General features: G+C 74.0%; 18 protein-coding genes. 7 read left to right on the top strand and 11 right to left on the bottom strand.

Annotated features, from left to right (window positions below):
• Nucleotide 1: 1 nt before the first annotated feature.
• The gene (locus tag H4O22_RS15030; protein WP_182524169.1) at nucleotides 2–1,450 is read right to left on the bottom strand and encodes an RNB domain-containing ribonuclease; all 1,449 of its coding nucleotides are present in this window, start codon (nucleotides 1,448–1,450) and stop codon (nucleotides 2–4) included.
• An 18-nt stretch (nucleotides 1,451–1,468) separates the two neighbouring features.
• On the opposite strand from H4O22_RS15030, the gene yaaA reads away from it, so the two are divergent.
• Both yaaA and H4O22_RS15040 read left to right on the top strand, forming a co-directional pair.
• The gene (gene yaaA, locus H4O22_RS15035) at nucleotides 1,469–2,248 is read left to right on the top strand and encodes a peroxide stress protein YaaA (RefSeq protein ID WP_182524170.1); all 780 of its coding nucleotides are present in this window, start codon (nucleotides 1,469–1,471) and stop codon (nucleotides 2,246–2,248) included.
• Nucleotides 2,249–2,350: 102 nt separating this feature from the next.
• Complete coding sequence (locus H4O22_RS15040) at nucleotides 2,351–2,635, top strand: hypothetical protein (RefSeq protein WP_182524171.1); 285 nt, start codon at nucleotides 2,351–2,353, stop codon at nucleotides 2,633–2,635.
• Between the two features lie 6 nt (nucleotides 2,636–2,641).
• Here H4O22_RS15040 and H4O22_RS15045 read toward each other — a convergent pair whose 3' ends face one another.
• Genes H4O22_RS15045 through H4O22_RS15055 form a run of 3 tightly spaced genes read right to left on the bottom strand, consistent with a single transcriptional unit; the run spans nucleotide 2,642 to nucleotide 5,725 of the window.
• Nucleotides 2,642–3,823, bottom strand: a complete 1,182-nt coding sequence (locus tag H4O22_RS15045; protein ID WP_182524172.1) for a bifunctional RNase H/acid phosphatase — start codon at nucleotides 3,821–3,823, stop codon at nucleotides 2,642–2,644.
• On the bottom strand, nucleotides 3,820–4,563 hold the full coding sequence (locus H4O22_RS15050; RefSeq protein ID WP_182527168.1) for a zinc ribbon domain-containing protein: 744 nt from the start codon (nucleotides 4,561–4,563) through the stop codon (nucleotides 3,820–3,822). The genes H4O22_RS15045 and H4O22_RS15050 overlap by 4 nt, the downstream gene beginning before the upstream one ends.
• A gap of 19 nt (nucleotides 4,564–4,582) precedes the next feature.
• Nucleotides 4,583–5,725, bottom strand: coding sequence for a Nif3-like dinuclear metal center hexameric protein (locus H4O22_RS15055; RefSeq protein ID WP_182524173.1), 1,143 nt, complete (start codon nucleotides 5,723–5,725; stop codon nucleotides 4,583–4,585).
• A gap of 35 nt (nucleotides 5,726–5,760) precedes the next feature.
• Here H4O22_RS15055 and H4O22_RS15060 point away from each other — a divergent pair, with 35 nt between their 5' ends.
• Nucleotides 5,761–6,069 (top strand): antibiotic biosynthesis monooxygenase family protein, encoded by a 309-nt coding sequence (locus H4O22_RS15060; RefSeq protein ID WP_182524174.1) that lies wholly within the window; start codon nucleotides 5,761–5,763, stop codon nucleotides 6,067–6,069.
• On the opposite strand, the gene H4O22_RS15065 is transcribed toward H4O22_RS15060, so the two are convergent.
• Nucleotides 6,066–7,607 (bottom strand): AMP-binding protein, encoded by a 1,542-nt coding sequence (locus H4O22_RS15065; RefSeq protein ID WP_182524175.1) that lies wholly within the window; start codon nucleotides 7,605–7,607, stop codon nucleotides 6,066–6,068. The genes H4O22_RS15060 and H4O22_RS15065 overlap by 4 nt on opposite strands.
• Before the next feature lie 86 nt (nucleotides 7,608–7,693).
• Between H4O22_RS15065 and H4O22_RS15070 the strand changes: the two genes are divergently transcribed.
• The 4 genes from H4O22_RS15070 to H4O22_RS15085 all read left to right on the top strand — a co-directional run bounded on the left by H4O22_RS15070 (nucleotide 7,694) and on the right by H4O22_RS15085 (nucleotide 11,122).
• Nucleotides 7,694–8,587: a glucose 1-dehydrogenase gene (locus H4O22_RS15070; RefSeq protein ID WP_182524176.1), complete on the top strand. Its 894-nt coding sequence runs from the start codon at nucleotides 7,694–7,696 to the stop codon at nucleotides 8,585–8,587.
• A gap of 75 nt (nucleotides 8,588–8,662) precedes the next feature.
• On the top strand, nucleotides 8,663–9,007 hold the full coding sequence (locus H4O22_RS15075; RefSeq protein ID WP_182524177.1) for a hypothetical protein: 345 nt from the start codon (nucleotides 8,663–8,665) through the stop codon (nucleotides 9,005–9,007).
• A gap of 43 nt (nucleotides 9,008–9,050) precedes the next feature.
• A complete protein-coding gene (locus tag H4O22_RS15080; protein WP_244962989.1) occupies nucleotides 9,051–10,460 on the top strand; it encodes a sensor histidine kinase in 1,410 nt (469 codons plus the stop codon).
• Nucleotides 10,445–11,122: a response regulator transcription factor gene (locus H4O22_RS15085; RefSeq protein WP_182524178.1), complete on the top strand. Its 678-nt coding sequence runs from the start codon at nucleotides 10,445–10,447 to the stop codon at nucleotides 11,120–11,122. The genes H4O22_RS15080 and H4O22_RS15085 overlap by 16 nt, the downstream gene beginning before the upstream one ends.
• A gap of 67 nt (nucleotides 11,123–11,189) precedes the next feature.
• Here the strand turns inward: H4O22_RS15085 and H4O22_RS15090 are convergent, their stop codons facing one another.
• The 6 genes from H4O22_RS15090 to H4O22_RS15115 all read right to left on the bottom strand — a co-directional run bounded on the left by H4O22_RS15090 (nucleotide 11,190) and on the right by H4O22_RS15115 (nucleotide 18,669).
• The gene (locus tag H4O22_RS15090) at nucleotides 11,190–12,080 is read right to left on the bottom strand and encodes a serine/threonine-protein kinase (protein WP_182524179.1); all 891 of its coding nucleotides are present in this window, start codon (nucleotides 12,078–12,080) and stop codon (nucleotides 11,190–11,192) included.
• A gap of 2 nt (nucleotides 12,081–12,082) precedes the next feature.
• Nucleotides 12,083–12,496 carry a hypothetical protein gene (locus H4O22_RS15095; RefSeq protein ID WP_182524180.1) on the bottom strand — a complete coding sequence of 138 codons (414 nt, stop codon included), beginning with the start codon at nucleotides 12,494–12,496 and terminating at the stop codon, nucleotides 12,083–12,085.
• A gap of 137 nt (nucleotides 12,497–12,633) precedes the next feature.
• Complete coding sequence (locus H4O22_RS15100) at nucleotides 12,634–13,569, bottom strand: lysophospholipid acyltransferase family protein (protein ID WP_182524181.1); 936 nt, start codon at nucleotides 13,567–13,569, stop codon at nucleotides 12,634–12,636.
• Nucleotides 13,566–15,146 carry an NPN-dependent hydroxyacid isomerase, LarAH14/15/16 family gene (gene larAH, locus H4O22_RS15105; RefSeq protein ID WP_182524182.1) on the bottom strand — a complete coding sequence of 527 codons (1,581 nt, stop codon included), beginning with the start codon at nucleotides 15,144–15,146 and terminating at the stop codon, nucleotides 13,566–13,568. The genes H4O22_RS15100 and larAH overlap by 4 nt, the downstream gene beginning before the upstream one ends.
• Nucleotides 15,143–16,363 carry a zinc-dependent alcohol dehydrogenase gene (locus H4O22_RS15110; RefSeq protein ID WP_182524183.1) on the bottom strand — a complete coding sequence of 407 codons (1,221 nt, stop codon included), beginning with the start codon at nucleotides 16,361–16,363 and terminating at the stop codon, nucleotides 15,143–15,145. Before H4O22_RS15110 ends, larAH begins: the two co-directional genes overlap by 4 nt.
• A complete protein-coding gene (locus tag H4O22_RS15115; RefSeq protein WP_244962990.1) occupies nucleotides 16,360–18,669 on the bottom strand; it encodes an HAD-IB family hydrolase in 2,310 nt (769 codons plus the stop codon). The genes H4O22_RS15110 and H4O22_RS15115 overlap by 4 nt, the downstream gene beginning before the upstream one ends.
• Between the last annotated feature and the right edge of the window lie 24 nt (nucleotides 18,670–18,693).

Below are 18,693 nucleotides of genomic sequence, written 5' to 3' on the forward strand. Positions count from 1 at the left end.
GTCACTCGACGACCAGCTCCACCTTCCGGGCGACCACGTCGGCGACGGTGAGCCGGGCGCGGACCTCGGTGCCGAGCGGCAGGTCCCGCTCGGAGCGGACCGGGCACTCGACGGCCGGCTCCCGCAGGGTGAGTACGCCGCGGCGCGGGTCGTCGTCGCGGACGTCGACGACCACGCCCGCGAACTCCTCGCCGACCCGGTGCGCGAGCAGCCCGGCCTCGACCAGGTCGAGCACGCCGCGCTCGTACTGGCGCGCCCGGCGCGAGGAGTCCTGCAGCGTCTTCGGCATCTCGTGCAGCCCGTCGAGCACCCAGGCCGGCACCTCGGTCCCGGCGCACAGCGCGACGCAGACCTCCCCGGCGTACCGGTCGCCCAGGCGGCGCAGCGGCGCGGTGACGTGGGCGTACTCCGAGGCCAGCGCGGCGTGCTGCGGGTCGGCCGGCACCTCGCCGTCGAACGCGACGTACCCGCTGCCGCGCAGCAGCCGGGTGCAGGCCACGACCATCGCGGCGTGGTCGGGGCGGGCGGGGTCGAGCGTGCGCACGAAGTCGGGGTAGAGCATCTCGGCGGGCCACTCGATCCCCAGCGCGCGGGCCTCCCGGTGCAGCCGCTTGACGTCGCGCGGGTCCGGCGGCGGGAGCGTGCGCAGCAGCCCGACCCGCGCGTAGACCATCAGGGACGCCGCCGCGAAGCCGGTGAGCAGCGAGATCTGCGCGTTCCACTCCTCGACCGGCAGCAGGGACCGGAAGGCGAGCGTCCAGTGGTCGTCCTCGACGTCCACCTCCTGCTCGGGCAGCGGGAGGGAGACCCCGCCGCGGGCGGCCTCGCGGGCCAGCCGCAGCTGTCCGACCTCGCGCAGCAGCGTCAGCGACTCCGGCCCGGAGCCGTCGTCGACGAGCCGCTGGGCCTCCTCGTAGGTCAGCTGCGCCGTCGAGCGCACCCGGGCGCGCTCGACGGTCACGTCGGTGCGCTCGCCCTCGCCGGTCAGCCGGATCGTCCACAGCAGCGCCGGGCGCACCTGGTCGGGCAGCAGCGAGCCGGCGGCCTCGGAGATCGCCTTCGGGTGCAGCGGGACCTTCATGTCGGCGCCGTACAGCGTCTCGCCGCGGCGGTGCGCCTCCAGGTCGACCGGGCCGCCCGGCTCGACGAAGGCCGCGACGTCGGCGATCGCGTACCGCACGACGTACCCGTCACCGTCGCGCTCGAGGTGGAGCGCCTGGTCGAGGTCGCGGGCGCCCTCGGGGTCGATGGTCAGGAACGGCACGTCGGTGCGGTCGAGGTCCGGCAGGCGTGGGGCGGCCGCCGCACGCGCGGCGGCCTCCTCGACCGCGGCCGGGAAGTCCGGGGTGACGTCGAGCTCGTCCTGCAGCCGGCGCACCCCCTCCCGCAGCGCGGCCACGGCCACGCCCTCACCCGATGCACGGACCCGGACCACGCGGTTGCTCGGCATGACGGCAACATACCCACCGTGCTGATCGTGCTACCGCCCAGCGAGGGCAAGACCGAGCCGCGGCGAGGCCGACCCCTCGACCACGCGACGCTCTCGTTCCCCGTGCTCACCCCCGCCCGCGAGCGGGTCCTCGACGCGCTCGTGGCGCTCTGCGAGGGCGATCCCGAGGTCGCCGCGCGGACCCTGGACGTCGGCAGCACCCAGCTCGACCTGGTCGCGCTGAACACCCGGCTGCGCACCGCGCCGACGGCGCGCGCCGACCAGGTGTACGCCGGGGTCGTGTACGACGCCCTCGACGTCGCAACCCTGTCCCCCGCGGCCCGCCGCCGCGCGACGGCCCGCCTCACGGTCGTGTCTAGCGTCTTCGGGCTGGTCCGCCCCGGCGACCGGATCCCGGCGTACCGCCTCTCCGGCGGCACCTCCCTCCCGGGCCTGGGCCCGGTCGCCGGGGTCTGGCGCGACGCGCTCGGCCCGGCGTTCGAGGAGGCCGTGGGCGACGGACTGCTCGTGGACCTCCGCAGCAGCACGTACGCCGCGTTCTGGCGCCCGCCCGCCGACGCCGCGAAGCGGGTCGCCACCGTGCGGGTGCTGCACGAGGTCGGCGGCGTCCGCAAGGTGGTCAGCCACTTCAACAAGGCGACCAAGGGTCGCATCGTCCGCGCCCTCCTCGAGGACGGCGCCAACCCGCGCACCCCCGCCCGCCTCGCCGACGCGCTCCGCGACCTCGGCTGGGCCGTCGAGGTCGCCGACCCCACCCCCAAGGGCACCCAGCTCGACGTGGTCGTCACCGACCTCTGACCCACCCCCCGCCGAGTCGGCGCTTGTGTCCGCCCGCCACGCGAACACAAGCGCCGACTCGGCGTTTCCGCATGGCGTCCGCACCCGCGGGTAGTGGGGGCCATGCGCGCAGCCGTGGCCGCCACCGGGTCCTGGACCGACCCCGACGGGTTCCGCACCCCGGCCGGCGAGGTGCACGCCTGGCTCCCGGGGACCAACCAGACGCTCTGCGGGATCCCGATCAAGAAGGCCCGGCTCGGGCGGTTCTCGCACGTCGACTGGGCCGACGTGCAGCCGGCGACCGGCCGCGACGCCGACCAGGTCACCTCCGTGTGCCACCGCTGCGCCGCCGGCATGGGCAAGCGGCGCGACGAGAAGCCCTGGACCCGGCACGACCCCCGCCCCTGAGCTGACCTACCAGTGCGTGGGGTCCGCGAACGCCGCATTCTCCGGCGGCAGCGCGTTGTAGAGCCGCAGCGAGGTCTTGCCGTCGGGGTAGTACGACACCACCGAGACCGACGCGGGCGAGAGCTCCATCCGGAACACCGCCTCGAGCGGCGCGGCCATCGCGTGCGCGACCAGCGTCTTGATCGGCGTGACGTGGCTGACCACGACGACCGTGCGGCCGGCGTGCGCCGCCAGCACCCGCTCCAGCCCGCCGAGCACCCGCTCCTGGACCGCCCGGAACGACTCCCCGCCGGCCGGCGCGACGTCCAGCGACCCGAGCCACTCGCCGAGCTCGTCACCGTGCTGCGCGGCGACCTCGGCGAAGGTGAGGCCGTCCCAGTGGCCGAACTCCATCTCGGCGAACCCGGGCTCTTCCTCCACCGCCGCGTCCAGCACCTCGGCGACGATCGCGGCCGACTCGGCCGTACGGCGCACCGGCGAGGCCACGACGGCGGACACCCGCTCGGCGACGGGGCCGAGCCAGCGGGCCGCGGCCCGCACCTGGTCGCGCCCCTCGTCGCTGAGCCCGGGGTTGGATCCGCCGAGCCCGCCGGAGAACCGCTTGTCGACCGTGTGCGCGGTGACGCCGTGGCGGACCAGCACCAGCGTCGTCGGCGCCCCGGCGTCGGCGGCCCAGCCCCGCTGCGCGCTCTCCTGCGCCGCCGGGCTCTCCACCTCCTCGATCAGCGAGTCCTCCTCGAGGCCGCCGAGCCCGTCGCGGACGCTCACGCCGGACCGCGTGCCGTCCAGCGCCTCGTTGGCGAGCCGGTCGGCGTGCCCGTTCTGCTCCCGCGGGATCCACGTGTACGTCGTGCCGGGCGGCGCCAGCTCGGTGGCCTCGGCCGCGAGCGGCCGCATCGAGGGGTGCTTGATCTTCCAGTTGCCCGACATCTGCTCGACGACGAGCTTGGAGTCCATCCGGACCTCGACCGCGGCGTCCGGCGCCAGCTCGCGCGCGAGCCGCAGGCCGGCGATCAGCCCGCGGTACTCCGCCACGTTGTTCGACGCCACCCCGATCGTGGTGCCCTCCTCGGCGAGCACCGTGCCGGCGTCGGCGTCCTTGAGCACCGCGCCGTACGCCGCGGGGCCCGGGTTGCCCCGCGACCCGCCGTCCGCCTCGATGAGGACCGTGCGCGGCGCGTCGCTCACAGCCCGGACTCGGGGGTGCGCACGAGGATTCGCGAGCACTCCTCGCACCGCACCACCAGGTCGGCGGGCGCGGCCTTGATGATGGCGAGCTCGGCGTTGTCGATGCCCAGCTGGCAGCCGGTGCACCGGCGCTGCCGGAGCTCGGCGGCGCCCACGCCGTTCTTGGCGGCGCGCAGCTTGTCGTAGAGGCCGAGCAGGTCCTCCGGCAGGCCCTCGACCGAGGGCCCACGCTGCGCCTCGACGTCGAGCAGCAGCGCCTCGAGGTCGGAGACCTTCTCGTCGCGCACGGCGGTGAGCGAGGCGATCCGCTCGTCGAGCTCGGCGATCCGGCCCGCCAGCGAGTCGAGCTCGCGCTGGGCGTCCTCGAGCCGGGCCATCACCTCGAGCTCGTCGTCCTCGAGCGAGGAGATCCGGCGCTCGAGCGACTGCAGCTCGTGGGTCATCCGCTCCAGGTCCTTGGGGTGGGAGATCAGCCCCTTGTCCATCCGGTCCTGGTCGCGGGTGCGGCGGACGCGCACCTGCTCGACGTCCGCGTCGATCTTGGCCTGCTCCGCGGTGAGGTCGTCGACCACGATGCGCGCGTCGCGCGCCTGGTTGTCGAGCTCGGTGCGGGTCGCCTGCAGCTGGGTGATCTCGGCGTCCTCGGGCAGGGTGGCCCGCTGGTGACGCAGCTGGTCGGCGCGGGAGTCCAGGCTCTGGACGTCGAGCAGCTTGAGCTGGGCGAAGGGGTCGGCTTTCAGCGCGGGCTCCTGGGTTCGGTCACGATCGGAAGGTCCACGGGTCGGTGCACAGCGTGCTGACCCGGGTCCCCACCGTATCGCCCAGCGCCGCCACCAGCTTCCGCTCCACCACCGGGAGCCAGGTCCACTCCGCCGCCCAGTGCGCCACGTCGACCAGCGCGGGCCCGCCGTGCTCGGCGAACTCGCCCGCCGGGTGGTGCCGCAGGTCACTGGTGACGTAGGCGTCGACGTCCAGGCCCCGCACCTTGTCGAGCAGGAAGTCGCCCGCGCCGCCGCACACCGCGACCCGGCGTACGACGCGCTCGGGGTCGCCCGCCACGCGGACGCCGTGGGCCGTTGCCGGCAGCGCGGCCGCGACCCGGTCGGCGAAGGACCGCAGGGACTGCTCCTCCACCTCGCCGACCCGACCGGTCCCGGTCTCGGCGAGGCCGGCGTCCGCGGTCTCGACGACGTCCCAGGCGGGCTCCTCGTAGGGGTGGGCGGCGAGCAGCGCCCGCACCACGGCGGTGCGCCGGCGGCGGGGCAGCACCACCTCGATCCGCACCTCCTCGACGACCTCGGCCTCCCCCACGGTCCCGATCGCCGGGTCGGCGCCCGGCAGCGGCCGGAACCGGCCCTCCCCGGGCGTGCTGAACGACGCCGCCTCGTAGTCGCCGAGCCGTCCCGCGCCCGCCTCCGCCAGCGCCTGCCGCACCCGCTCGGCGTCGGCGGTCGGCACGAAGGTCGTGAGCTTGTCGCACTGCTCGGCCGGCGCGGGCTCCAGCGGCACGAGACCGGTCAGCCCCAGCGCCGTCGCCAGCGCCTCGGAGACCCCGCCGATCGCCTGGTCGGCGTTGGTGTGCGCGGTCAGCAGCGCACAGCCCGCCTCGGTGAGGACGCCGAGGGTCCGGCCCTTCGGCGTGGTGGCGGCGACGCCGTGCACGGGCTTGAGGAACAGCGGGTGGTGCACGACGAGCAGGTCCGCGCCCCACTCCGCGGCCTCGCGCGCCACGTCGTACGTCGGGTCGACGGCGAGCATCACCTTGCCGACCGGCCGGTCCGGGTCGCCGCTCACCAGGCCCACGGCGTCCCAGGAGTCCGCCGTGGCGGGCGGGTACCAGCCGTGCAGCAGGTCGACGACGTCGCTCAGCAGAGGCAGGTCGGCGGGCAGGTCGGTGGGCATGCGGGCAGGCTATCGACGGGGTCTAGCCTCGGAGCATGCCCGTCGTGAAGATCAACGCCATCTCCGTCCCCCCGCAGGCCCACGAGGAGCTCGAGAAGCGCTTCGCCGCGCGGGCCGGCACCGTCGAGGGGTCCCCCGGCTTCCTCGGCTTCCAGCTGCTCCGCCCGGTCGCGGGCGAGGAGCGCTACTTCGTCGTGACCCAGTGGGAGGACGAGGAGTCCTTCGCCGCCTGGCGCGACGGCGGCGCCCAGGCCGCCCACGCCGGCGAGCGCGCCAAGCCGGTCGCCAGCGGCGCCGACCTGCTGGAGTTCGAGGTCGTCCTGGACGTCCGCCCGTCGGCCTAGTTCACCGTCCGGTCCCGGCCCTCCCAGTACGGCGCCCGCAGCTTGAACTTCTGCAGCTTGCCGGTCGCCGTGCGGGCGAGGTCGGTCCGCACCTCGACCGACGTCGGCGCCTTGTAGCCGGCCGCCTTCTCCTTGCACCAGGCGATCAGCTCCGCCTCGGTCGCCGACGCGCCGTCCGCGAGCACCACCAGCGCCTTGATCGTCTCGCCCCACTTCTCGTCGGGCACGCCGATGACCGCGACCTCGGCCACCGCCGGGTGGCTGAACAGCACGTCCTCGACCTCGATCGAGGAGACGTTCTCGCCGCCGGTGATGATCACGTCCTTCTTGCGGTCGCTGATGGTGAGGTAGCCGTCGTCGCCGATCGTGCCGCCGTCCCCGGTGTGGAACCAGCCGTCGGCCAGCGCCGCTGCGGACTCCTCGGGCTGCTCCCAGTAGCCCTCGAGCACGACGTTCGACCGGGCCAGCACCTCGCCGTCCTCCGCCAGCGCGAGGCGTACGCCGAGGGCCGGCGCCCCGGCCCGCACCAGCTTGGCGGCCCGCTCCTCGGTGGAGAGGTCGTCCCACTCCGCGCGGCTGCGGTTGACGGTCAGCAGCGGTGAGGTCTCGGTGAGCCCGTAGATCTGGATGAACTCCCAGCCGAGCTCCTCCTCGACCCGCGCGACGGTCCGGGTCGGCGGCGGGGCGCCGGCCATGATGATCCGCACCCGGTCGCGCCCGGGGATCTCGCCCTCCCACGACTGGGCGGCTTCCAGCACCGCGGCGGCGACGGCCGGCGCGGCGCACATCACCGTCACCCCGTGGTCGCGGACCCGCCGCAGGATCTCCGCGCCGTCGATCTTGCGGATCACCACCTGCTTCACCCCGAGCCCGGTCATCGCGAACGGCATCCCCCAGCCGTTGGCGTGGAACATCGGCAGCGTGTGCAGGTAGACGTCGCGGTCGGTCACCGCGGCGTGCAGCCCGAAGGTCACCGCGTTGACCCAGACGTTGCGGTGGGTGATCTGCACGCCCTTGGGCCGCGCGGTCGTCCCCGAGGTGTAGTTGATGCACGCGGTGGCGTTCTCGTCGGGCTCCCACGGCACCGGCTCCACGCCGGGCGCGGCGTACAGGTCCTCGTCGTGGCCGAGCAGGAACCGGTGCTCGGCCTCGACCCCGGACAGCGACTCGTCGAGCTCGGGGTCGATCAGCAGCACCCGCGCGCCGGAGTGCTCGACGATGTAGCGGACCTCGTCGGGACGCAGCCGGAAGTTCACCGGCACCAGCACCCGGCCGGACCCGCACACCCCGAAGAACGACGTGAGCAGCCGCGCGCTGTTGTGGCTGACGACCGCCACCCGGTCGCCGACCCCGATGCCGAGCTCGTCGAGGCGCGCGGCCTGGCGACGCGCGAGCGCGCCGACCTCGGCGTACGTCAGCTCCCCCCGGTCGCCGAGGGGCGGCGCGGGCTGGTCGGGCTCGTCGACCACCCCCACCCGGTCGCCGTACACCTGCACGGCGCGGTCGATGAAGTCGGACACGCTGAACGGGACGATCACCGGAGGGCCTCCTCGTGGTCCGTGGGGACAGGCGCCACTGTAGAGACCGGCGGCGTGCGCGCGGAACGTCTGGGAACCGGGCCGCCATGACCACCGACCCCAGCCGCCAGCACGACCAGCCCGACACCGCGGGCGAGCAGCTGCCCGGACCCGGCGAGCCGGGCTCGGTCACGAGCGAGATGGGCGAGGAGCCCGACCACGGCGAGGAGAGCTACGTCGGCCACGACCGGCTCCGCGACAAGGTCGCGATCGTGACCGGGGGCGACTCCGGCATCGGCCGCGCGGTCGCGCTCGCCTTCGCCCGCGAGGGCGCCGACGTGGTGCTGTCCTACCTCGAGGAGGAGGACGAGGACGGGCAGCGCACCGCCGAGCTGGTCCGCGCCGCCGGGCGCACCGCGATCACGGTGCCGGGCGACCTGACCTCCGAGGAGGCGTGCCGCGAGCTCGTCGACCGCACCGTGTCCGAGCTCGGGCGCGTCGACCTGCTCGTCAACAACGCGGCGTACCAGATGGCGCAGCCGGGCGGCATCGCCGACATCACCACCGAGCAGTTCGACCGGGTGATGCGGACCAACCTGTACGCGATGTTCTGGCTGTCCAAGATGTGCCTGCCCTACATGCCGCGGGGCGGCGGGATCATCAACACCTCCTCGGTGCAGGCGTCCTCGCCGTCGGTGCCGCTGCTCGACTACGCGCTCACCAAGGCCGGCATCGCGAACTTCACCCGCGGGCTCGCCCAGGCCGTCGCCGAGGACGGCATCCGCGTCAACGCGGTCGCCCCCGGTCCGATCTGGACGCCGCTGATCCCGGCGACGATGCCGCCGGAGCAGGTCGAGGACTTCGGCAGGCAGGCCCCGCTCGGTCGGGCGGGCCAGCCCGCGGAGGTGGCGACGGCGTTCGTCTACCTGGCGTCCGGCGACTCGTCGTACGTCACCGGCGAGGTCCTCGCCGTGACGGGGGGCCAGCCGGTCACCGTCTGACCGCGGAGCGCCCGATGAGAGTCCTCTCATCGGGCTCTCACCCGGCCGCCACCATCGGGCAGGATCGTCACCGTCATGAGCACGCTGTGGAAGACCCTCCTCGGCCTGGCGCTGACGCTGCCGGTGGCCGCGTTCGTCGTCGGCTCGCTCGCCTCGTCGTCGGCCGACGAGCCGACCCCGCGCGACCCCATCGTGATCTCCCCCGGCCCGACCGCGTCCGAGCGGCCGGCGCCGTCCCGTACGCCGTCCGGCCGGCCGTCGCCCTCCGGCAGCGGCACCGCGGAGCCCCGGGGCGACGGGTCCGAGGACGCTGACGACGACGAGCCCGACGACGAGCCCGAGGTCGTCCAGCCCGAGCTGGGCGAGGCCGACGACGACGGGGACGACGACCGGGACGACGACGGGGACGACGACGACTGACACCGCGCCCCGGCCCCCCTCCGCCCGACCGCGCCGGTCGGGCGTGTCCGTGCGCGTCCGGATCACCGCGACCGTGGCGGCGCTCGTCGCGCTGACCCTCGCGGGCGCCGGACTGCTGGTCTACGCCATCGAGACCCAGCGCCTGGAGCAGCAGACCGCCGACGACGTCGACCAGGAGCTCGACGAGTTCGCGCGGCTGAACGGCGGCGGGGTGGACCCGGTGACCGGCGCCGGCTTCGCCTCGGTGCAGGACCTCCTCGAGCTGTTCATGCGCCGCAACGTCCCCGACGACGACGAGCTCCTCGTCGGCTGGGTGGGCGACCGGGTCGTCAACCTCTCGCCGCGCGAGGACCCCCTGGTCGCGGACCCGGCGTTCCTGGCCGCCGCCGCGCCCCTGGTGGACGAGGCCGACACCGTCCGGCTCGAGACCGCCGGCGAGCGGCTGATGATCACCAGCCAGCCGGTCCGGCGCGGGGGCGAGCGCGGCGCGCTGCTGGTCGTCGTCCGCCTCGAGGAGGACCAGTCCGAGCTGCTCGACACGATGCGCACCTACGCGATCGTCGCCGCGCTCTCCCTGCTGCTGGTGACGGTGGTGGCGTTCTGGCAGTCCGGGCGGCTGCTGGCCCCGCTCCGGGTGCTGCGGGAGACCGCCGAGGAGATCGGCGAGACCGATCTGTCCCGCCGGATCCCGACCTCGGGCAACGACGACATCACCGCGCTGACGCGTACCGTCAACGGCATGCTCGACCGGCTCGAGTCGGCGTTCACCGGCCAGCGGCAGTTCCTCGACGACGCCGGGCACGAGCTCAAGACGCCGCTCACCGTGCTCCGCGGCCACCTCGAGCTACTCGACACCGGCAGCCCGGAGGAGGTCGCCGAGACCCGCGTGCTGCTGCTCGACGAGGTCGACCGGATGGCGCGCCTCGTGGGCGACCTGATCCTGCTCGCCAAGAGCGACCGGCCCGACTTCGTCACCCTCGAGCCGGTCGACCTCGCCGGGCTCACCGAGGACCTGGTCGCCAAGGCGCGCGGGCTGGGCGACCGGGAGTGGGTGCTCGACGGCGCGGCCGCGGGCACCCTGCAGGCCGACCCGCAGCGGCTCACCCAGGCCGTGCTCCAGCTCGCCGACAACGCCGTCAAGCACACGGCACCCGGCGACACCGTCGCCATCGGCTCGTCGTACGACGGGTCCCGCGTGCGGCTGTGGGTGCGCGACACCGGGCCCGGCGTACCTCCCGAGCAGCGGGACGGGATCTTCGAGCGCTTCGGCCGCGGCCCCGTGCCCGAGGGCGACGAGGGCTTCGGTCTCGGCCTCTCGATCGTGAGCGCCATCGCCGCCGCGCACGGCGGTCGCGTCCTGGTCGAGGACGCCGAGCCCCACGGCGCCCGGTTCGTGCTGACCCTCCCCGCCACCCTGACGAGCACCGAGGAGCACCCGTGGCCCGCATCCTGATCGTCGAGGACGAGGCACGGATCGCGTCCTTCGTGGCCAAGGGACTGCGGGCCGAGGGTCACCTGACGACGGTGGTCGGCGACGGCCCCGGCGGCCTCGATCACGCGCTGAGCGGCGACTTCGACCTGATGGTGCTCGACATCGGGCTGCCCGGCCTGGACGGCTTCGCGGTGCTCGACCAGCTCCGCTCGCAGGGGTCGCGGATGCCGGTGATCGTGCTGACCGCCCGCGACTCGGTGACCGACACGGTCTCGGCGCTGGAGGGCGGCGCGGACGACTACATGCCCAAGCCGTTCCGGTTCGCCGAGCTGGTCGCCCGCGTCCGGCTGCGGCTGCGGCCGGGCCAGCCGGGCGAGCCGGGCGTGGCCCCGCGCGACGACGTCCTGGACGCCGGCGGCGTGCGGCTCGACGTACGCACCCGGCGGGCGACGGTCGGCGAGCGGCAGGTCGACCTGTCCGCCCGCGAGTTCACCCTGGCCGAGATCTTCATGCGCAACGCCGGCCAGGTGCTCTCCCGCGAGCAGCTCCTCGACCACGTCTGGGGCTTCGACTTCGACCCCGGCTCCAACGTCGTCGACGTCTACGTCGGCTACCTGCGCCGCAAGTTCGGCGCCGACGCCATCGAGACCGTCCGCGGCATGGGCTACCGCTTCCGCCCCTGACTGTGGAGAACCCCGCCGAGTCGGCGCACATGTGCGCCGACTCGGCGGGGTTCTCCACAGATCGGGGTCAGTGGACCTTGAAGCCGGCGAGGCGGGCGCGGGGCTGGCGGGCCAGGACCGGCTCGAGGGCCTCGGCGACCTCGTGGGGCAGCGGCCGGTCGTCGGGGTCCGGGGCGAGGCCGGCCTCGAGGACCTTCGCGACCTCGTGCGGGACCCGGTCGGGGAGGTCGTACGGCGCGTCGACCAGCTGCGGGTAGCGGCGGCGTACGTCGGGCGACCGCTGGTCTCCGTCGCCGAAGGCGCGGTACCCGGCCACCGCCTCGAAGAGCGTGGCGCAGAGCCCCCAGACGTCGCTGGCGTGCCCCGGCCGCCCCGTCGCCGGCGGGTCGCACTGCTCGGGGGCGAGGTAGAAATCGGTGCCGATCGGCGTCCGGAGCGCCTGGGCCTCGGCCAGCGGCCGCGCGACCGAGAGGTCGATGAGCCGCGCCGGCGCCCCCATGATGATGTTGCTCGGCTTGACGTCGAGGTGGGTCCAGCCGACGTGCCGCAGGTAGTGCAGCGCGCTGGCGACCTCGATCGCCAGCGGCAGGTACTGCTGCTCCTGCAGCGGCCCGTACCGGCGCAGCAGGCTCGAGAGCCGCGGCCCGTCGAGGTGCTCCAGGACGACGTGCGGGCGCTCCCCCTCGAGCTGGTGGCGGAGCCCCCGCACGACGACCGGGTGGTTGACGGTGGCGAGCGCCTCGACCTCGCGACGCAGGCCGCGGAGGCTGGACTCGTCGTCCACGAGACCGGGCCGGACGACCTTCACCACGACCGGCGCGTAGGTGACCTCGTCGAAGGCCAGGTAGGCCTCGTACGACGACCCCCCGCCCAGCAGCCGTACGGCGGTCAGGTCCGCCGAGATCGGGTCGCCCTCGGCCAGCCCCCAGCTGCCCGCCGGGTCGGTGCTCGCCCCCACGATCAGCGCCGGGTGTCGTTGCGCGAGCGGTCGTTGGTCTGGTTCGCGCTGCGGTCGCGGGTGCGGTCGCCCCCGTCGCGCGTCCAGTCCTTGGTCTTGTCGCCGCGGCTCCGGTCGCGGTCGCGGCTGACCTTGGTGAACCGGCTGTTCGTGCCGTCGCGGGTCGACCGGCTGTTCCCGGTGTTCGTGCCGCCGCGGGTGCGGGAGTTGCTGCGGGTGTTGGTGCGGGTGTCGCGGTCCCGGCCGGCGGTGTCGTCATCGTCGTCGTCGTCGACGGCCATCACGACGTCCGGGGTGTCGTCCTTGCGGGTGTACGCCGCGTCGCCGGACGCCACGGCGGGGATCTGGAACGCGACCAGGCCGGCCGTGACCGTCCCCGCGATCCCGAGCGTCGCGATGCTGATGATGTTCCTCATCGGAGGTCCTCTCGTCTGGGCGGGTGCCCGTGGAAGCTGTCGAGAAGGACTGTGCTCACCCGCGGTGAGGTGACCGTGAGCCGCTCATGAGGGGGCTCTCATCTGGACCGATCAGGGCGGGCCTCAGCGGGGGGCGATCACCGGCGCCACGCCGCCAGCCGGCGGCCGGACGGCTCGTCGGTGACCTCCGGCGACTGCGACTGCGCCCAGACCCGGCGCCACTGGGCGACCTGCGGCCCGGCGGGGTCCGGCGTACGCCCGGCGGCGGCCCGGGTCTTGGCCTCCCACCAGGTCGTGGCGTCCTCGTCGAGCAGCTGGCCGACGGCGTCCTTGATCCGCGGCGCGAACTCGCGCACCGACTCGCCATCGCGCGGTCGCAGCGGCTCGCCGAACCGCACGGTGAGCTGGCGCCGCCCGCGGCTCGGCCAGCTCTGGCCGCGCGGCATCGCCGCGAACGTGCCGCGGTGGGCGACGGGGACCACGGGGACGCCGTACTCGTGGGCGAGGAACGCCGCCCCCATCCGGAACGTGCCGGTCCAGCCGTCCTGCGAGCGGGTGCCCTCGGGGAAGATCACCAGGCTCCAGCCGTCGGCCAGCACCTCGCCGGGCGTCGTCGCCATCGCGCCGCCGCGCCGGTCGATCGGGAAGGTGTTGAAGAACAGCGAGGAGCCGACCGCGCGCCACCAGGTGTCGAAGAAGTAGTCGGCCGCCGCCGCGACCGCCGTACGCCGCCGCCACTCGTCGGGCAGCGACAGCAGGATCAGCGGGGTGTCGAGGTGGGAGGCGTGGTTGGCCGCGAAGATGACCGGGCCCTGGATCCGGTCGAGCACGTCGAGCCCCTCGACCCGGGTGCGCACCTGCGAGCGGAACAGCGGCTCCAGGCCGCCCTTCTGCGCGACCTCGCGGGCCGCCATCGCCGGCCGGCGCCGCGACCAGTCCGAGGGGAAGACCGTCGAGCGCTGCGGGAGCACGTAGGCCTCCGCCGAGCGCGGCACCTGGGAGCGGCGTCCCCAGCGCCAGCCGCGCGACATGGTGCGGACGTCGTCGACGGTGTCCTTGAGGAAGCCGCTCATCTGACGTCGGCCAGCAGGTGCGGCGGGTTGTGGAGGTAGGTGATCGACGGGCTGGAGCCCACCGTCCCCGAGGCCATCTCCAGGGCGTCGGCCAGCGTCGTGGCCGCGCGGAAGCCCAGGCGCGAGGCGACCTTGCGGTCGGCGCCGACCCAGATCACCTCGTCGACGTGGTCCATCGCGTGCGCCGCCCAGTACCACATGTAGAACGGGTGGACGCCGTGGTAGGCGTGCGAGGTGCGGTAGAGGTGGCGGTACCACTCGTCCTCGGCGAACTGCTGCTCGTACTTCGCGCTGATCACCGCGGGGTCGGTCGACTCGGCGAGGATCTCCTCGTAGAAGTCGACGTACGACGGGTGGTGCAGCTGGTTGAACCCCTCGTTGAGCGGGTGGTAGAGGATCACCGCCCCGCCCTGGCGCACGACCGGCTGGTGGCGGTAGGAGTTGAAGTAGTAGCCCAGGCCCATGCAGGTCGCGAGGATCGGGTTCATCGAGCTGTTGACGTTGTAGGGGCCGAGGTAGGGCACCCCGAGCACCAGCACGTCGGACTGCCCCTGCACCTCGACGAGCTGCTGGCGGTGCACCCGCTCGATGGTCTTCTCGTGCACGGCCTCGACCTCGCCGGCGCTGATCCCGGTGAGCCCGTACGGCGCCCGCAGGTCGTGGAACAGCTTGTGCCGCAGCCGCTGCGGCGCGACCGCCATCCCGCGCTTGGCGGCGAGCATCGACGCCTGGTCGCGGACCGACCACTCCCACTCGCGCTTCATCAGGAACTCGTAGGGCTTGCCGAAGACGTTGTTGTCGAGCGTGGTCTCGATCTGGAAGACCTTGACGGAGTCCTGGATGACCCGGCCGATCCGCCAGGCGGAGTGGTGCATCGCCGACTTCTTGTGGTCCATGAAGGACCGCGAGTGCACCATCGTCTTGGGGTTGTGGTGGTGCCGCAGGGACTTGTACGACGCCAGCCCGATGCCGACCGACTTGTGCCCGCCGTCCATCGCCACCAGGTTCACGTTGACGTAGACGAGCAGGTCGGACTCGGCGGCCCGCTTGCTGATCTCGATGTCCTCGCCCTGGTCGGTGGTGCCCAGGTGGGTGAGGTTGTCGCGGTCCTCGGCGTCGAAGTTGTAGAGCTTCCCCTGCGGGAAGAACGAGCGGAAGACCCGCTCCCCCACGATGTGCTTGAGCTCGCCCGCCGTCATCCGGCGGTGCAGCGCGTTGGCCGCCACGATCTCGACGTCGTCGACCCCGGCCTCGGCGGCCATCGTCAGCACGTGCTCGATGATCCGGCCGCGGATGTCGGGCGAGCGCATCGAGGGCAGCGGCAGCGAGAGGTCGTCGAAGGCGATCGTGAGCCGCATGCCGGCGAAGAGCAGCTCCGGCAGCGGGTCGGAGTCCTCGGGGTGCAGCAGCGACTCGCGGATCGCCTCGTCGACGTCGGGCACCGTCGGCAGGGACTCCGGCGGGTAGACCACCCGGGTGCCGAGCGGGAAGGACTCCAGCCGGAACCCCAGCCCCTCGTGCACCACCAGCGGGGGCGTGCGGTCGTCGACCTCCAGGACGAATCCGGGCCTGCTCATGAACTGCTCCTCGGGTCGAAGGCCACCTTCACCGTGCCGAGGCGGCCGGCGGAGTGGGCATGGTCGAGCGCCTCGCGCCACCGGTGCAAGGGGTAGCTGGCGACGGACTTGGACAGCTGGGCGACCGCGTCGTGGGCGACCAGCTCGGTGGCGACGTCGAACGCCGTGCGGCCGGCGCGGGGGCCGGTGAGCAGCGGCTCGTGGACGGCGGAGGCGTAGGTGCCGACCACCTCGAGCTCGCGGAACCACGCCGCGGACAGGTCGGCGGGCGCGGGCATCCCGGACAGCACCACCCGGCCGCCCGCGCGGGTGGCCTGCAGCGCCGTCTCCAGCGACTGCTTGCTGCCCACGGCGTCGACGGCGACGTCGACGCCGCCCAGCAGGTACGGCGAGGAGAACTCGGGCTGGACCTGGAAGGCGCCGGTCGAGCGGCGCACCCGGCGCAGCACCTCCTTGGGCGCCACCACCTCGGTCGCGCCGAGCGCCGCGGCCAGCTCGCGCTGGTGGCCGTGCTTGGCGACCACGATGATCTCGCCGGCGGCGGTCAGCTCGCGCAGCGCGAAGGTCGCGAACAGGCCGACCGCCCCGGCGCCGCTGACCAGCACCCGGTCGTTGGCCCGCACCCCCGCGCGCAGCGCCGTGTGCACGGCGCACGCCATCGGCTCGATGAGGATCGCCTGCTCGTCGGAGTAGCCCTCCGGGACGGGGTGCAGCTGGCTGCGGTGCGCCATCAGCTGCTGGCCCCACCCGCCGCCGGTGTCCTTGCAGAAGCCGGTCTGCAGACCGGGGGCGAGGTGGCCGACGGTGATCCGGCCGCAGCGGTTGGTGGCACCGGTCGCGCACGCCTCGCACGGGTCGACGCCGCGGGCGGCGCAGGTGAGCACCGGGTCCACGACGACGCGGGTGCCGGCGGGCAGGTCCTCGCAGTCGTCAAGGAGCTCCGCGACCACCTCGTGGCCGGGCACGAACGGCAGCGACACGACCGCGGAGAAGTACAGCGAGGTCTGCCCCGACAGCGCGCCGAGGTCGGAGCCGCAGATGCCGGAGAGCCGGGTGCGCAGCCGCGCCCAGCCGGGCCGGTCGACCCGCGGCGGGTCGATGGTCATCAGGCGCAGCGGCGCGGCGTACCCGGACAGGATGCCGGGCAGCCGGCTGCCGACGGCCTTGCCGGCGACGGTGCGGGGCAGCGAGCGGAACATCTCGAGCGCGAGCATCATCGGGGGCCCCCGGCCGGGTCGAGGGACCGCGCCGACGAGCCCGAGCTCTGCCAGTCGACGATCTTCCAGTGGTGCTTGCGGGCATGGCGGAACAGCGTGACGTCCGGGCGGACCGCGACCGGGTTGCCCACCGCCGCGAGCAGCGGCAGGTCGGAGTGGGAGTCGGCGTAGGCGAACGACGCGCCCATGTCGATGCCGTGCTCCGCGGCGTACGACGCCATCCAGGCCGCGCGGGACTCGCCAACGAGCGGCGAGGAGGACAGGTAGCCCGTGCAGATCCCCCGGTCGTCGACCGCGAGCTCGGCCGCCTCGATGTGGTCGAAGAGCGTTCGCAGCGGCCGGGTCAGCGGCCGGATCGCGCCGGTGATCAGCACCGTCTGGTGCCCGGCCCTGCGGTGCTCGCGGATCCGGCGTACGGCGGCCGGCGAGAGCCGCGAGAGCACGTGGTCGGTGAGGTGCTCGTCGGCGATCTCGTCGAGCGTCTCGAGGCGGGCGCCCTCGTAGTCGCGGTAGACGGTGCGCAGGAACGCGCTGCGCTCCCGCCGCTCGGCCTGCACCAGCGAGGGCACCTTCGCCGCGATCCGGCCCAGCTCGGCCAGCCGCTCCGTGCCGGACAGCTCGCGCAGCCGCACCCACAGGTAGGTCTCGATGACGTTGGACGAGAGCAGCGTGCCGTCCATGTCGAAGAACGCCGCGACCGCCGGCTTGTCCGGGGGCAGCGGCTTGAGGCCCGCGGTGGCGGTCTTGCGGCGCGCGGCCCGGACCTCGTCGAGGCGCCGGATCGGGGCGGTGACGGCCGGGCAGTGGATGTCCTGGAGGTAGACCTTCCAGTCCACGACGGCCGTGTCGAACGCGAAAATCTCCCGGTCGGCCTCCGACAGCGAGCGGTAGAGAGCCAGGGTGTGGCCGTCGTGGAAGCGCAGCTCGGCCTGGGTGTACTCGGCGTAGATGTCGAGGTAGCGGCGCAGGAACTCCAGCCGCCGGCGCTGCTGCTCCAGGCGGCGCGCGAGCTCGCGGGCCCGGTCGCTGCGGGGCGCGTGGGAGACCAGGAAGTCCGCGACCTGGTAGGCGCGCTCCCCCGACGACAGCACCCGCTCGACCGCGTGCGCGCCCGGGAAGCGCCACTCGGGCAGCCGGGTCGCGCCCCGGTCGCCCGCCTGGAACGGGTGCTCGTCGAAGTAGCCGCGGACGTTCTCGTAGAGGTGGTGGAAGGTCAGCGGCTGGCGGTCGCCGGACGAGACGTGGAAGTACGCCGGGCGGCCCACCTCCGGCGGGTGCGCCAGCACCGCGACGATCGCGGAGACCACGTGGTCGACCGGCACGATGTCGACGATCGTGTCGGCCGCGGCCGGGAACTCCGGCAGCTCGCCGCGCCCGTACGCCAGGATCAGCGGCTCGGCCATCTTGAAGCCCTCGATCCAGCCCGGGTGGGGGCGCTGGAGGGCGGACTCGATGATGCTGGGCCGCACGATCGAGGCGCGGTGGGTGCGGGCGTGCTCCTCGACCACCCGCTCGCCGAGCGCCTTGGTGAAGGTGTAGCAGTCGGTCCAGCCGAGGCTGCGCGCCCGCTCGGCGCCGGCGGCGACCAGCTCCTTCTTCACCCAGTCCTGGCGCGCCGCCTCGGTCGCGGCCGCGGCGGTCAGGGCGCCGGCGCGGCTGTGCGCCTTCTCGGCCTTCTTGCGCTCGGCCGTCAGCACCTCGGCGCTGCGCGAGCGGTCCTCGATCGCGCGCCGCTGGCTGAGCCCCCAGGCGAGCTCGGCCTCCAGGTCGACCTCGAGGTCGACCGGGCCCTCCGGGATGCTGCCGCGGCGCCGGCCCGCGACGTACGCCGTGGAGATGTGCACGTAGTGGAGGTCCGGTCCGGCCTCGCGGACCCGGGCCAGCAGCTCGCGGGTGCCGACGACGTTGGTGCGGAAGCCCTCGTCGACCGGCGGGTCGAAGGACACGTCGCCCGCGCAGTGCACGACGGCGTCCAGGCCGGCCGGCAGCGGCGGGGTGTCGGCGAGGTCGCCCTCGAGGACGAAGATGCGGGCGGCCATCAGCGCCTCGACGCCGCCGGACGCCTCGACGACCTCGGCGAAGATCGGCTTGCCGAGCAGCCCGGCGATCCGGGCGGCACCCGAGGTGGAGCCCTTCGGGCGCACCAGCAGGGTCATCCGGACGCCCGGGACCTCGGTCAGCAGCAGGTGCAGGAGCGCCTCACCGACGAAGCCGGTCACGCCGGTCAGGAGCACGTGCTTCCCCGCCAGCCGTCCCGCCACCGAGTCCGGTGCCGTCGAGCCTGCGCGTACCGATGCCTCAGCCACCCGCGAGATTGTGCCCTATGCCAC

It is taken from the genome of Nocardioides dongkuii (assembly GCF_014127485.1).
GTDB lineage: Bacteria > Actinomycetota > Actinomycetes > Propionibacteriales > Nocardioidaceae > Nocardioides > Nocardioides dongkuii.